Source organism: Serratia sp. AS12, assembly GCF_000214195.1.
Taxonomy (GTDB): Bacteria; Pseudomonadota; Gammaproteobacteria; order Enterobacterales; family Enterobacteriaceae; genus Serratia; species Serratia plymuthica.
Map to the genome: position 1 here is coordinate 272,426 of NC_015566.1, position 14,243 is coordinate 286,668.

At 53.7% G+C, this 14,243-nt stretch carries 12 protein-coding genes and 1 riboswitch; of the genes, 4 read left to right on the forward strand and 8 right to left on the reverse strand.

The annotated features are described in order from the left end of the window. Nucleotides 1-84 precede the first annotated feature (84 nt). The 4 genes from rpoC (at nucleotide 85) to SERAS12_RS01240 (ending at nucleotide 6,666) form a co-directional block, all read left to right on the forward strand. The gene (rpoC, locus tag SERAS12_RS01225) at nucleotides 85-4,308 is read left to right on the forward strand and encodes a DNA-directed RNA polymerase subunit beta' (RefSeq protein ID WP_013811127.1); all 4,224 of its coding nucleotides are present in this window, start codon (nucleotides 85-87) and stop codon (nucleotides 4,306-4,308) included. Nucleotides 4,309-4,479: 171 nt separating this feature from the next. Beyond that, nucleotides 4,480-4,926 (forward strand): GNAT family N-acetyltransferase, encoded by a 447-nt coding sequence (locus SERAS12_RS01230; RefSeq protein WP_013811128.1) that lies wholly within the window; start codon nucleotides 4,480-4,482, stop codon nucleotides 4,924-4,926. Then, nucleotides 4,926-5,390 (forward strand): oxidoreductase, encoded by a 465-nt coding sequence (locus SERAS12_RS01235; RefSeq protein ID WP_013811129.1) that lies wholly within the window; start codon nucleotides 4,926-4,928, stop codon nucleotides 5,388-5,390. The genes SERAS12_RS01230 and SERAS12_RS01235 overlap by 1 nt, the downstream gene beginning before the upstream one ends. Nucleotide 5,391: 1 nt before the next feature. Beyond that, entirely contained in the window at nucleotides 5,392-6,666 is a 1,275-nt protein-coding gene (locus SERAS12_RS01240) for a HAMP domain-containing sensor histidine kinase (RefSeq protein ID WP_013811130.1), read from the forward strand. On the opposite strand, the gene SERAS12_RS01245 is transcribed toward SERAS12_RS01240, so the two are convergent. The 8 genes from SERAS12_RS01245 to thiC form a co-directional block, all read right to left on the reverse strand. Next, nucleotides 6,652-7,467 carry a helix-turn-helix domain-containing protein gene (locus tag SERAS12_RS01245; protein WP_013811131.1) on the reverse strand — a complete coding sequence of 272 codons (816 nt, stop codon included), beginning with the start codon at nucleotides 7,465-7,467 and terminating at the stop codon, nucleotides 6,652-6,654. The two genes, SERAS12_RS01240 and SERAS12_RS01245, sit on opposite strands and share 15 nt — an antisense overlap. 287 nt (nucleotides 7,468-7,754) lie before the next feature. Then, nucleotides 7,755-8,183, reverse strand: coding sequence for a thioesterase family protein (locus tag SERAS12_RS01250; protein ID WP_041415828.1), 429 nt, complete (start codon nucleotides 8,181-8,183; stop codon nucleotides 7,755-7,757). A 378-nt stretch (nucleotides 8,184-8,561) separates the two neighbouring features. Further along, a complete protein-coding gene (thiH, locus tag SERAS12_RS01255; RefSeq protein WP_041416525.1) occupies nucleotides 8,562-9,695 on the reverse strand; it encodes a 2-iminoacetate synthase ThiH in 1,134 nt (377 codons plus the stop codon). After that, nucleotides 9,695-10,474, reverse strand: a complete 780-nt coding sequence (locus SERAS12_RS01260; RefSeq protein WP_013811134.1) for a thiazole synthase — start codon at nucleotides 10,472-10,474, stop codon at nucleotides 9,695-9,697. The genes thiH and SERAS12_RS01260 overlap by 1 nt, the downstream gene beginning before the upstream one ends. Before the next feature lies 1 nt (nucleotide 10,475). Then, nucleotides 10,476-10,676, reverse strand: a complete 201-nt coding sequence (gene thiS / locus SERAS12_RS01265) for a sulfur carrier protein ThiS (RefSeq protein ID WP_004953956.1) — start codon at nucleotides 10,674-10,676, stop codon at nucleotides 10,476-10,478. Beyond that, nucleotides 10,673-11,422 (reverse strand): HesA/MoeB/ThiF family protein, encoded by a 750-nt coding sequence (locus SERAS12_RS01270; RefSeq protein ID WP_006323151.1) that lies wholly within the window; start codon nucleotides 11,420-11,422, stop codon nucleotides 10,673-10,675. Before SERAS12_RS01270 ends, thiS begins: the two co-directional genes overlap by 4 nt. Nucleotides 11,423-11,426: 4 nt before the next feature. After that, entirely contained in the window at nucleotides 11,427-12,065 is a 639-nt protein-coding gene (thiE, locus tag SERAS12_RS01275) for a thiamine phosphate synthase (RefSeq protein ID WP_013811135.1), read from the reverse strand. Further along, nucleotides 12,058-14,001, reverse strand: coding sequence for a phosphomethylpyrimidine synthase ThiC (gene thiC, locus SERAS12_RS01280; RefSeq protein WP_013811136.1), 1,944 nt, complete (start codon nucleotides 13,999-14,001; stop codon nucleotides 12,058-12,060). The genes thiE and thiC overlap by 8 nt, the downstream gene beginning before the upstream one ends. 114 nt (nucleotides 14,002-14,115) lie before the next feature. Beyond that, nucleotides 14,116-14,239, reverse strand: a riboswitch (TPP riboswitch). Nucleotides 14,240-14,243 lie beyond the last annotated feature (4 nt).

Here is a 14,243-nt window from a genome sequence, read left to right on the forward strand (position 1 = left end):
GCCTGAGGGTGGTTGTTCAGGTCACACGGGCGCGCGATTTGTCAGCGTGCGCCCAACAGGTTTAACTCCGACAGGAGCCAATCCGTGAAAGACTTATTGAAGTTTCTGAAAGCGCAAACTAAGACCGAAGAGTTTGATGCGATCAAGATTGCTCTGGCATCGCCAGATATGATCCGTTCGTGGTCGTTCGGTGAAGTTAAGAAGCCGGAAACCATTAACTACCGTACGTTCAAACCTGAACGTGACGGCCTTTTCTGCGCCCGTATCTTTGGGCCGGTAAAAGACTATGAGTGCCTGTGCGGTAAGTACAAGCGCTTAAAACACCGCGGCGTGATCTGTGAGAAGTGCGGCGTTGAAGTGACCCAGACCAAAGTGCGCCGTGAGCGCATGGGCCACATCGAGCTGGCTTCACCGACTGCGCACATCTGGTTCCTGAAATCGCTGCCTTCGCGCATCGGTTTGCTGCTGGATATGCCGCTGCGTGACATCGAACGTGTACTGTACTTCGAATCCTATGTGGTTGTTGAAGGCGGTATGACCAACCTCGAGCGTCGTCAGATCCTGACTGAAGAGCAGTATCTGGACGCGCTGGAAGAGTTCGGTGACGAATTCGACGCCAAGATGGGTGCGGAAGCCATTCAGGCCCTGTTGAAAAACATGGATCTGGAAGCGGAATGCGAGCAGCTGCGTGAAGAGCTGAACGAAACCAACTCCGAAACCAAGCGTAAGAAGCTGACCAAGCGTATCAAGCTGCTGGAAGCGTTCGTGCAGTCTGGCAACAAGCCAGAGTGGATGATCCTGACCGTGCTGCCGGTACTGCCGCCGGATCTGCGTCCTCTGGTTCCGCTGGATGGTGGTCGTTTCGCGACTTCAGATCTGAACGATCTGTACCGCCGCGTTATCAACCGTAACAACCGTCTGAAACGCCTGCTGGATCTGGCCGCGCCTGACATCATCGTGCGCAACGAAAAGCGTATGCTGCAAGAAGCGGTAGATGCCCTGCTGGATAACGGCCGTCGCGGTCGTGCGATCACCGGTTCCAACAAACGTCCTCTGAAATCTTTGGCCGACATGATCAAAGGTAAGCAGGGTCGTTTCCGTCAGAACCTGTTGGGTAAACGTGTTGACTACTCCGGTCGTTCTGTAATCACCGTAGGTCCATACCTGCGTCTGCATCAGTGCGGTCTGCCTAAGAAAATGGCGCTGGAGCTGTTCAAACCGTTCATCTACGGCAAGCTGGAACTGCGTGGCCTGGCCACGACCATCAAAGCTGCCAAGAAAATGGTTGAGCGCGAAGAAGCTGTCGTTTGGGACATCCTGGACGAAGTTATCCGCGAACACCCGGTACTGCTGAACCGTGCACCAACTCTGCACCGTTTGGGTATCCAGGCGTTTGAACCGGTTCTGATCGAAGGCAAGGCAATCCAGCTGCACCCGCTGGTTTGTGCGGCATACAACGCCGACTTCGATGGTGACCAAATGGCTGTACACGTACCGCTGACACTGGAAGCCCAGTTGGAAGCGCGTGCGTTGATGATGTCTACCAACAACATCCTGTCACCTGCGAACGGCGAGCCAATCATCGTTCCTTCTCAGGACGTTGTACTGGGTCTGTACTACATGACCCGTGACTGTGTTAACGCCAAAGGCGAAGGCATGGTGCTGAGCGGCCCGAAAGAAGCGGAACGTATTTACCGCGCCGGTCTGGCCTCTCTGCATGCGCGTGTCAAAGTGCGTATCACTGAAGAGATCAAAAACACCGAAGGTGAGTCTGTACATCAGACTTCGATCATCGACACTACCGTTGGTCGCGCCATCCTGTGGATGATCGTGCCAAAAGGTCTGCCGTACGCGATCGTTAACCAGCCTTTGGGCAAGAAAGCGATCTCCAAGATGCTGAACACTTGTTACCGCATCCTGGGCCTGAAGCCGACCGTTATCTTTGCTGACCAGATCATGTATACCGGTTTTGCCTATGCAGCCCGTTCAGGCGCTTCAGTAGGTATCGATGACATGGTTATCCCGGCCAAGAAAGCGGAGATCATCGAAGAAGCGGAAACCGAAGTTGCCGAGATCCAGGAGCAGTTCCAGTCTGGTCTGGTCACCGCCGGTGAACGTTACAACAAAGTGATCGATATCTGGGCTGCGGCAAACGAACGTGTTGCTAAAGCGATGATGGAAAACCTGTCGGTTGAAGACGTGGTTAACCGTGACGGCGTTGTGGAACAGCAAGTTTCCTTCAACAGCATCTTTATGATGGCCGACTCCGGTGCGCGTGGTTCCGCCGCTCAGATTCGTCAGTTGGCCGGTATGCGTGGTCTGATGGCGAAGCCGGACGGTTCCATCATCGAAACGCCAATCACCGCGAACTTCCGTGAAGGTCTGAACGTACTCCAGTACTTCATCTCTACTCACGGTGCTCGTAAAGGTTTGGCGGATACCGCACTGAAAACGGCTAACTCCGGTTATCTGACCCGTCGTCTGGTTGACGTGGCGCAGGATCTGGTGGTTACCGAAGACGACTGTGGTACTCACAACGGCATCACGATGACTCCGGTTATCGAAGGTGGCGACGTTAAAGAGCCACTGCGTGAACGCGTTCTGGGTCGTGTAACTGCAGAAGATGTCATCAAGCCGGGTACGGCGGACATTCTGGTTCCACGCAACACGCTGTTGCATGAGAAGACCTGTGACCTGTTGGAAGAGAACTCTGTCGACAGCGTTAAAGTCCGTTCCGTAGTTAGCTGTGAAACCGACTTTGGTGTGTGTGCAAACTGCTATGGTCGCGACCTGGCACGTGGTCACATCATCAACAAAGGCGAAGCTATCGGCGTTATCGCGGCACAGTCAATCGGTGAGCCGGGTACACAGCTGACGATGCGTACGTTCCACATCGGTGGTGCGGCATCTCGTGCGGCTGCTGAATCCAGCATCCAGGTGAAAAACAAGGGTACTCTGAAGCTGAGCAATGTGAAGTTCGTTATGAACGCCACAGGCAAGCTGGTGATTACCTCTCGTAACACCGAACTGAAGTTGATCGACGAATTCGGCCGTACCAAAGAACGCTATAAAGTGCCTTACGGTTCTGTCATGGGCAAAGGTGACGGTGCAGAAGTTAACGGCGGCGAGACCGTTGCTAACTGGGATCCGCACACCATGCCAGTTATCACCGAAGTGAGTGGTTTCATCCGCTTCGCTGATATGGTTGACGGCCAGACCATTACTCGCCAGACCGACGAACTGACTGGTTTGTCTTCTCTGGTAGTTCTGGACAGCGCAGAGCGTACCGGTAGCGGTAAAGACCTGCGTCCGGCACTGAAAATCGTTGATGCCAAAGGCGACGACGTATTGATCCCAGGTACTGATATGCCTGCTCAATACTTCCTGCCAGGTAAAGCGATTGTGCAGTTGGAAGACGGCATTCAGATCGGTGCGGGTGATACCCTGGCGCGTATTCCTCAGGAATCCGGCGGTACCAAGGATATTACCGGTGGTCTGCCACGCGTTGCGGATCTGTTCGAAGCTCGTCGTCCGAAAGAGCCGGCAATCCTGGCTGAAATCAGCGGGATTATCTCGTTCGGTAAAGAGACCAAAGGCAAACGTCGCCTGGTAATCTCTCCGCTGGACGGCAGCGACGCATACGAAGAGATGATTCCAAAATGGCGTCAGCTCAACGTGTTTGAAGGCGAAATTGTGGAGCGTGGCGACGTTGTTTCTGACGGCCCAGAGTCTCCGCACGACATTCTGCGTCTGCGTGGTGTGCATGCGGTTACCCGCTACATCACCAACGAAGTGCAGGAAGTTTACCGTCTGCAAGGCGTTAAGATTAACGATAAACACATCGAAGTTATCGTTCGTCAGATGTTGCGTAAAGGCACCATCGTTAGTGCTGGTAGCACCGAGTTCCTGGAAGGCGAGCAGGCTGAAGTGTCTCGCGTTAAGATTGCCAACCGTCAACTTGCTGCTGCAGGCAAAATCGAGGCAACCTTCTCACGCGATCTGCTGGGTATCACCAAGGCTTCCTTGGCGACCGAGTCCTTCATCTCCGCAGCATCGTTCCAGGAAACGACGCGCGTTCTGACCGAAGCGGCTGTTGCCGGTAAGCGTGATGAACTGCGCGGCCTGAAAGAGAACGTCATCGTGGGCCGTCTGATCCCAGCCGGTACCGGTTACGCTTATCACCAGGATCGTATGCGCCGTAAAGCACAGGGTGAAGTGCCGGTTGTTCCGCAGGTAAGCGCGGAAGAAGCGACAGCTAACCTGGCTGAATTGCTGAACGCAGGTAACCTGGGCGGTAACGACGAGTAATCGTTGATATGCCCTGGGGGCCGGTATGCCGGACCCTTGCCAGATAAACCGCTCCTTCGGGGGCGGTTTTTTTTTACTTGCTACAAAGGCTGACAAGTTTTGCAACTATGGAAAAAGTATACATAATGAGTAAATTGCTTATGTGTCTAACCTGCTAAGGATAGTGAAAATATGGACAGCCTTCTCACCTTCGAAAAACTCACCGAGAAACACCTGCCTTATCTTTATGAGATCAGATTCTCTGTCGAAGAGAATCTTCTTCACCCGCACCAAATTCAATACCTCCAGCGAAAACAGGCGTTGGAAGATATCAATCAGGGAGGAGGATGGATTTGTAAGTACGGTAGCGATTATGCTGGTGTTGGTTTAGGTCTTTTTATTCCGGATCCACTGATAGGTGGGTTGTTTGTTAAACCGGAATATCAGTCGAAAGGTATTGGCTCCCAGTTGCTGAGTTTTGTGACCGGGTGGATGTTCGATAATGGCGCAGACGAAATCCACCTAACCACAGATCCTGGTTCCAAGGCTGAGGCGTTTTATCAGCGGCGTGGCTGGGTTGCCATTGGCAAGGATGAATTTGGGCAGGCAGAGCTGGTTAAACATAAAGGCGATAAATAATGAAAATCAAAGGACTGATAGCATTATTTCTGACTTCTCTTTTTAGCGTTCCGCTTTATGCGGGCGTTGACTATTTTTATCTTAAAAAGAGCGATGGCAAGAAGGTCAAGATTACGCTGCAGGCGTTAGAGGCGATGCCATCCTCTTCGATTAAAACCTCGACCAACTTCACACCTGAGGCCGTTTTTACCGGTGTTGAGTTCACCTCGTTGGCAAAAGAATATGGGCTGACGGGAAACAATGTTCGCGCTTTTGCATGGGATGATTATTCATATTCAATGCCAGCCGCCGAGCTATCTAAATATAAAGTCATTATCGCTTATAAGAAAAATGGTGAGCTCATGGATGTTTCGGAGTTGGGGCCGTTTGCGATTATCTATCCTCGCGATAGCTACCCAGAGTTGAACAACATTGATGTGAACGCAAAAACCGTTTGGCAAATAAAAATGCTAGAGGTTAAGTGAAATGAGCAAGAAATTTATCGGGACCCTTATCTCCCTGGTTGCGGTGCTGGTGCTGTTGATTTTATTGATTGCCGTAAATTTCGGTAATGTGAAAGATCGATACAAGCAGATTGAACCCAATCTCGATAACTACTCTGTTGCTGAAATTCTCTTTTTATCCTTCGAACGGACGAAAACTGCACTACTGCTGGGCGACGAGGATAACTACGATAGTTTTATGCTCAAGAAGAAAATATTTGCCTCAAAGATTGCCATTCTTGAAAGCCGTTCTACGTTCAGCGACTCTTTTTATTATGACGATGAATTTATAAAAACAGTGGCGGTTTTGAAGCGCCAATATGCCGAGCTGGATCAACTTGGCGTCGAGCTGCGCAATGGCACCAAAACCAGAGCCGATATACTCTCTTTTATGGAAGAGATGGAAATCACCCTGGTCGATATTCAAGAGATGATTTACAAAATACAGATAAGGAACTTCACCGAGGTTAAAGACATCATCAAAGACAATTCAGGTAAAGCCGAGCTATTTGCCATGTTCTCGCTGGTGCTGATTTTCTTGATGATGTTTCTTATCTTGAAGAACGCGTTTTCACTGAAGGAGATAGTTAAGAATAAGAACATATTTATTTCTTCCATCTACCATGAGATCGCTGGCTCAACGCAGGCTATCGTGATTGCGGCAGACATCATGGAGCACGAGCTGGTTCAGGATGAGTTGAAGAAAGAAGCCAGGCTCATCTCGCACCATGGCAATAAAATTGCAGAGCAAACGCGCGAGGTGATGGATTACTCACGGCTTGAAATGGGGGAGGTAAAGGTAAATGATTCCCTGTTTTCACTCAATGAAGTGGTTGACGATGCCGTCGCCGCGGTGAGCGGGGAAGGTCGCAATCAATTTATTATCCGACATTCGTCTTATGCAGGGAAAATCCATGCCGATAAGTACAAACTATATCGAATACTCGTCAACCTGTTGGGCAATGCCGATAAATATACGCATGGCGGCTTGGTTATCGTGAATGTGAAGGTCTGTAATAGCCGCCTTTATCTTCTGGTGAAGGATAACGGCATCGGCTTTGACGTGAAAAATATTGACAGATTATATAAGGCATTCAATCAGGGATTGGAAAGGGAGACGCGTCAGGGGCTGGGCTTGGGGCTAACCATTATAAAGAACTATGTGACCAGGATGAAAGGCACCATCAGAGTGAAATCAGCCGTGGGCAAAGGGTCGTCATTCCTCATTTGCCTGCCAATAAAATCAGTTGAAGAATAAATGGGAAAGCAACAGCGAAGAGATAATGAGCGGCTTGGCCGGCTTCTCAACCAAATGCACGTCGTAGTTTAATATCATATCGCCTATGTTTTTCTCATAGTGGTTTAACTGGCCGGTCAGGATGATGATCTGCGCAGGAGGGAGCATCAGGTCTTTTATCTTTTCTACGACCTTTTCGGACGTCTCGCCGAAGTCTAACAGCCAATCAAGGATAAAGGCCTCGTAGGTGTGCTGCTCCAGGCCATCGATGATCGCCGTCGCCGTTGGGAAGGTATCTGTTTCAATCCCGTAGCGGGTGGTGATTTTCTTCAGCAACTCCAGTATGTCTTGATCGTTGTCGAGTATGGCTATCCTTGGTGTGGGCAAAAAGTCTATTTTTCTGACCTTATACAGCTCTGCACCCACGCTTTTATCTCTGTCGGTGTTAATAATAAAAAGATCGTTTTTTCTGAACGCATAGGTTTCCGTATCCTCAATGTGATCTACCGGCTTGTCGTCAACCTCAATATTGCATCGTTTATGTATGTTGTTCATGATAAAGACGCAGTTATGGGCTCTGCGCCCTCCAAACGATTCGTTGAAGTATTGAAATATCTTCTTTATCTCGTCGAGAGTGATGCCTCTTTTACCGTCCAGTTTCTGCTTGGCGCTGTTGTACTGGAGGTTCAGTATGCTCGCCATCGTTGATGCGTGCTTTCTGTCTCCAACCCCTTTCTGGGCCAGCAGCGTACTGATTGCATCTGCGTAATTTAGCGTTTTCTTCATGATCACCTCGATTTTCCTGACGTTGACCACGAGCATTTTGTGTCCCGAGGCTATCTGTTGGCTCGATTATAGATGATGTCAGGATGACTGCGGCTATATCCGTTTGATTTTATTAATTAAACTCAAAAAGAACTCAATTTTTCATTAAAAGACACTCAAAAAGCATTCACATTTTACCGTTGATATGATTAATTAGCACTCATACGTGTGATTTGCGTTCCTGGGGGGGCTGCCAGTCTCACAAAATAAGCTGCCTGCACTCGCCTCCAAGACGAGTGCAGGCAGTAAAAAGATACACGGCCAACACCAGTGCCATTACAGCATCAGGGACTCACTGCATCACTGCGACGTTGCTGATATTGCCGAACGCTTGCTATCACCACGTCCGGTGCGACCACACCTTCCCGCCCTAAAATCACCGCCCGCGATGTGCCCTGAGCGACGATCCGATCGCCAACGCTGAAAGTATGGGTGGCATAGAAATAGCGTTCGTCCCAGTGGGTAATGCTCATGCTGACCTGATAGCGCTGGAACGGCTGTAGCGCCTTTTTGTAATCCATGGTGTGCTGGCTGATGATCGGTGACCAGTGTCGTTTAAGCATTAACGCCATCAGGCCGGTGCGGATAAACAAATCGACCCGGTTTAGGTCGCATACCGTCATGTAACGGCCGTTGTTCATATGCAAATTGAGATCGATATCATTCAGCCAAACTCGGGTCGTCAGTTGGTTGGTCAAGGCATCCATCGACATGCGTGGCTTCCAGCACGATGAGAGTAAAACCCAGATCAGTCGCAGGTACAGATTCATAGTGGTTATCTCGCAGAGTTATCAGACCGCTTCAGCGATCGGACTTTAACTGTGGTCCAACCAGTTTGGTTTGTCAAAAGGCCGGCGAGATGAATGCGGGAGGAGTCAAACATTAGGAGGTCCCGGAGTCGCGCGGGAAGGTGTCCGGCGCGATCCGGGGGTTGGTAAGCAGAGCCGTTGAGAAAATAGCGGCTCCGGCTGGTGCCGGATTCGGAAGCCAGCATCGCCACTATAGTCGCGCTGATTTCCCATACCAGTAGCCTCTGCAGGCTTTGCGCTGTGCTTCCATGGCTTTTCCAAAGGTGCTGCAAAGATTGCAAATTACTGCGCGCTACGCCCCAGATATCCGTCCCAGTCTTTCCACACAGGCTGCAAACCGGCGTCGCTGATAGCTTGCGACACCTGCTGCGGTGTGCGGCCGTCGTGTGGTTCGAACTGTTCCAGTTCAGGCGGCACATCGTCGGCATAGCCGCCGGGTTGGGTTTTGGAGCCGGCGCTGACGCTGTTGATCGCTACCGGGATCATATGATCGCGGAAGAACGGTGACTCGCGTGTCGACAGAGAAAGCTCTACGTCAGGAGCGAAAAGGCGAAAGGCGCAGATTAACTGTACGAGCTGCGGTTCGCTCATGATTGATGCCGGTTCGATGCCGCCGGCGCAGGGACGCAGCCGTGGGAATGAAATTGAGTAGCGGCTCTGCCAGTAAGTTTGCTGGAGATAGAACAGGTGTTCGGCCAGCATATAGCAATCGGTGCGCCAGCTATTGGAAAGCCCGATTAGCGCGCCAAGGCCGATCTTGTCGATCCCCGCTCGGCCGAGACGATCCGGCGTGGCCAGCCGCCAGTGAAAGTCCTGTTTCTGGCCGCGCAGGTGATGTTGCTGGTAAGTGGAAGGGTGATAGGTTTCCTGGTACACCAGTACCCCGTCCAGCCCCAGCGTTTTCAGCTCGGCATATTCCTCCTGCGCCAACGGCTGCACTTCCATCATCAGCGAACTGAAGTGGGTGCGGATCGCCGGAATATGCTCGCGGAAATACTTCATGCCGACCTTGGTCTGGTGCTCGCCGGTGACCAGCAACAGGTGCTCGAAACCCAACGCCTTAATCGCCAGGCACTCGCGCTCGATCTCGGTAGCATTGAGCGTTTTGCGTTTGATGTGGTTACTCATCGAGAAACCGCAATAGGTGCAATCGTTGGCGCACAGGTTGGACAGGTACAGTGGCACGTAGAAGCCGACCACGTTGCCAAAGCGTTGGCGCGTCAGCTGTTGTGCACGTTGTGCCAGCGGCTCCAGGTAGGGCGCAGCTGCGGGCGAGATCAACGCCATAAAGTCTTCACGCGTCAATTTTTCCGCATTGAGCGCCCGTTCGACATCCAGCGCAGTTTTACCGTTGATGCGCAGTGAGATATCGTCCCAATCGAGCTGTTGCCAGCGGCTACTGAAATCCTCTGCCATCATAACGCCTCCCCAGGTTGGCTAAGGAAGGCGGTCAGTGGGCTGGAGGCTACTGCATTGCGGCTGCGGCCACCCAACCCGGCCTGACGAGCCAGTTCACCGGCTTCCAGTGCCAAACGAAACGCACGCGCCATTTGTACCGGGTCGCGCGCCACGGCGATTGCGGTATTCACCAGCACCGCATCGGCACCCAGTTCCATCGCCTCCAGTGCATGGCTTGGCGCACCGATGCCGGCATCGACCACCACCGGCACTTTGGCCTGTTCTATAATGATTTCCAGGAAGTCGCGGGTCCGCAGCCCGCGATTGGATCCTATCGGTGCGCCGAGCGGCATCACCGCTGCGCAGCCCACCTCTTCCAGCCGTTTACACAACACCGGATCGGCGCCGCAGTAGGGCAACACCACAAAGCCCTCTTTAACCAGCGTTTCAGCCGCTTTCAAGGTTTCAATCGGGTCCGGCAGCAGATATTTCACGTCGGGATGAATTTCCAGTTTTACCCAATGGGTGCCAAGCGCCTCACGCGCCAGTCGGGCGGCAAACACGGCTTCAGCCGCGGTTTTGGCGCCAGAGGTATTGGGTAACAGGCGCACGCCCAACTGTTGAAGTGGCGCAAGAATGGCATCATTGCCGCCGCGCAGGTCAACGCGTCTCATCGCCATGGTCACTAACTGTGAGCCGGAGGCTTGCAGCGCGTCCAGCATCAGCCCAGGGGTGGCGAATTTTCCGGTGCCGGTAAACAGGCGTGAAGTAAAGGTGGTATCGGCGATTTGCAGCATGTCAGCCTCCGGCAATCGCTTGAAACAGCAGGATGTCATCACCGTCCTGCACCTGGTGGTTAGCCCAGTCGGCGCGCGGGATGATAGTTTGGTTAATAGCCAGTGCAGTGCCTGGCTGGTGGCGTTCCAACTGCTCAAGCAGGGCGGTGACGCTCAGTGGTTGCGCCAGTTCCAGCGGTTGGTCATTCAGCCGGATTTTCATGCCGCGCCTCCGCATACCGGGCAGGTGCTGGCCTGGCTGAGCTGCAACGTACTCCAGCTTTGCTGTTTGCCGTCGAATAGCCGCAACTTGCCGCTGAGTGACGAGGGCATGCCCGCCAGCATTTTTATCGCCTCGAGTGCCTGCAAGGTGCCAATGACGCCAACTACCGGGCCGAGCACGCCTGCGGTGCGGCAGTTGCGTTGCGGCTCGGTTTGCTCAGGGTACAGACAGGCATAGCAACCGTGGGCATAGGGCGGTTCAATCACCAGCAACTGGCCGCTGAAGCCCACCGCGCTGCCGCTTATCAGCGGTTTGCCGGCGGCGATACAGGCGGCGTTCACCTCATGGCGGGTGGTCATGTTATCGCTGCAATCCAGGATAAGATCGGCGCGCTCCACGGCGTCTTGCAAGGTTTTTCCTTGCAGACGTTGTTCCAGCGCGATGGATTCCACCTGCGGGTTCAGCGCTTGCAATTGACGCTGCGCCAGAGCGGCTTTGCTTTTGGAAACGTCGGTACTGCGGTAGAGGATCTGACGCTGCAGATTGGTGATGTGCAGCGTATCGTCATCGGCCAACAGCAGCGTGCCGACGCCGGCAGCGGCCAGATAGAGTGCTGCGGGGGAGCCTAATCCCCCCAGCCCGACCAGCAAAACCGATGCCTGTTTAAGCTTTTCCTGGCCTTGCGGACCTACGTCCTCCAGCAGCAGCTGGCGGCTGTAGCGCAGAAATTCTTGATCGTTAAGCATCGAATCACTCCTTGCCTTCGATCAATTGCAAAAGCTGCACGGTGGCCACACGCCAGTCCGGGGCTTTGGTGATAGCGCTGACTACGGCTACGCTACCGACGCCGCAATCCAGCACTGCCGCCACGCGATCAATCCCGATCCCGCCGATCGCCACCGTTGGATAGTCATCCAGTTCGGCGACATGGCGTTTCAGCTCAGCCAGGCCTTGAGGTGCGGAAGGCATCTCTTTGGTTTGGGTTGGGAAGATATGTCCCAGCGCGATATAAGAGGGTTTGACTGCGATTGCCCGGGCTAATTCGGCATCGTCATGGGTGGAAACGCCAAGCCGTAATCCTGCCCGATGGATCGCCGCCAGATCGGTGGTATCCAAATCTTCCTGACCGAGGTGTACGCCATAGGCGCCGTGCTTAATCGCCAGTTGCCAGTAGTCGTTGATAAACAGCCGGGCGTGATATTGCTTGCCGAGGGCTATGGCGGCGGCGATATCATCCTCGACTTGCTCATCCGGCAAATCCTTGATGCGCAGTTGGATCGTGGTCACGCCTGCCTCCAGCAGGCGGGCAATCCATTCAACGCTGTCGACGACCGGGTATAACCCCAGCCTGTGCGGCGTGGCGGGGAAAGGCGTGATGATATCATTCATTGCTCATCTCCCCCTGAAGGTTACCGGCGCTGTGGTACAGCTCGCTACCCCGTGAACGGAACTCGGCCGACATCTTTTCCATACCGGTCAGCTGCACCTCTATCGGCTTGGCCGCTTCCTGCGCGGCGGCGTAGTCGCGGACCTCTTGCGAGATCTTCATCGAGCAGAACTTCGGCCCGCACATTGAGCAGAAATGGGCGATTTTGCCGGACTCCTGCGGCAGGGTTTCGTCGTGATAGGCACGGGCGGTGGCGGGATCGAGCGCCAGATTGAACTGATCTTCCCAGCGGAATTCGAAGCGAGCTTTGGACATGGCGTTATCACGGATTTGCGCACCTGGGTGGCCTTTGGCCAGGTCAGCAGCATGGGCGGCGATCTTATAGGTGATCAATCCCTGCTTCACGTCTTCTTTGTTTGGCAGGCCGAGGTGTTCCTTCGGTGTGACGTAACACAGCATAGCGCAGCCGAACCAGCCGATCATCGCGGCCCCTATGCCGGAGGTGAAGTGGTCATAACCGGGTGCGATATCGGTGGTCAACGGGCCTAAGGTATAGAACGGCGCTTCGTGACAGTGTTCCAGCTCTTCGGTCATGTTGCGGCGGATCATCTGCATCGGCACGTGGCCTGGGCCTTCGATCATCACTTGCACGTCATATTCCCAAGCGATTTTTGTCAGTTCTCCCAGCGTGTGCAGCTCAGCGAACTGTGCTTCGTCGTTGGCGTCCTGAATCGAGCCGGGCCGCAGGCCGTCACCCAGCGACAGCGATACGTCGTAGGTGGCGCAGATTTCACAAATTTCGCGGAAGTGTTGATACAGGAAGTTTTCCTGATGATGCGACAGGCACCACTTGGCCATGATCGAACCGCCACGAGAGACGATGCCGGTCAGGCGTTTGGCGGTCATCGGCACATAACGCAGCAGCACACCGGCGTGGATGGTGAAGTAGTCGACGCCTTGCTCCGCCTGCTCCAGCAGCGTATCGCGGAACATTTCCCAGGTCAGACTCTCGGCCACGCCGTTCACTTTTTCCAGCGCCTGATAGATAGGTACCGTGCCGATCGGCACCGGGCTGTTACGCAGGATCCATTCACGGGTTTCGTGGATATAACGGCCGGTGGACAAATCCATCACGGTGTCCGCACCCCAGCGGGTGGACCACACCAGCTTCTCCACTTCTTCTTCGATTGACGAAGTCACTGCCGAATTACCGATATTGGCGTTGACCTTCACCAGGAAGTTACGGCCGATGATCATCGGTTCGGATTCCGGGTGGTTGATGTTAGCGGGAATGATGGCGCGGCCGGCGGCCACTTCCTGGCGAACGAATTCCGGCGTGATGTTTTGCGGCAGATTGGCGCCCCAGCTTTGACCTGGATGCTGGTGGCGCAGTACTTCGCCGCGGATACGCTCACGGCCCATGTTTTCGCGGATGGCGATGAATTCCATTTCCGGGGTGACGATGCCGGCGCGAGCGTAGTGCAACTGGGTGACGCATTTGCCCGGTTGCGCCTTGCGCGGCAGCGGCAGATGTTCGAAGCGCAGATGATCCAACCCTTCGTCCGCCAGGCGCTGCTGAGTGAATCCGGAACTGACGCCTGTGAGGGCTTCGGTATCGCCACGTTCTTCGATCCAGCCGGCGCGCAGTTTCGCCAGGCCGCGATGCACATCGAGCTCGGATTGCGGATCGCCGTACGGGCCGGCGGTGTCATATACCGGGATAGCTTCGTTCTGCTCGTATTGCGGGTTGTCTTTGTCACCGCCAATCAGCGTCGGGCTGAGCTGGATTTCACGCATCGGGACCAGCACATCGCTGCGTGAGCCTTGCAGATAGATGCGGTGTGAATTGGGAAAGGATACGCCTTGCAGAGTGTCGATAAACTGCTGGGCTTCTTCGCGCTGTTCTTTACGGGCGCGCGGTTTTTTAACGTTAGACATAGCAAATTCCTACCAGTGTAATGAGTGGGGAAAATTGCTTGTCTGGAGCTCGGAGGGAGTAATGATACTGGCCGGCAAGGCGGAGTATCCCCGTTCGGGAAGCCCTGCCAGTGGCGATAGATTACTCTTGTTCCCTTCGCGGGTATTAACCCGATCAGGTTCCGCGGATCCCGAATTAACGGTCTCAGCCTGGCCAATTTGATGAGCAAATCAGCGCTAGGCACTCCGACAAGATGCCCTCC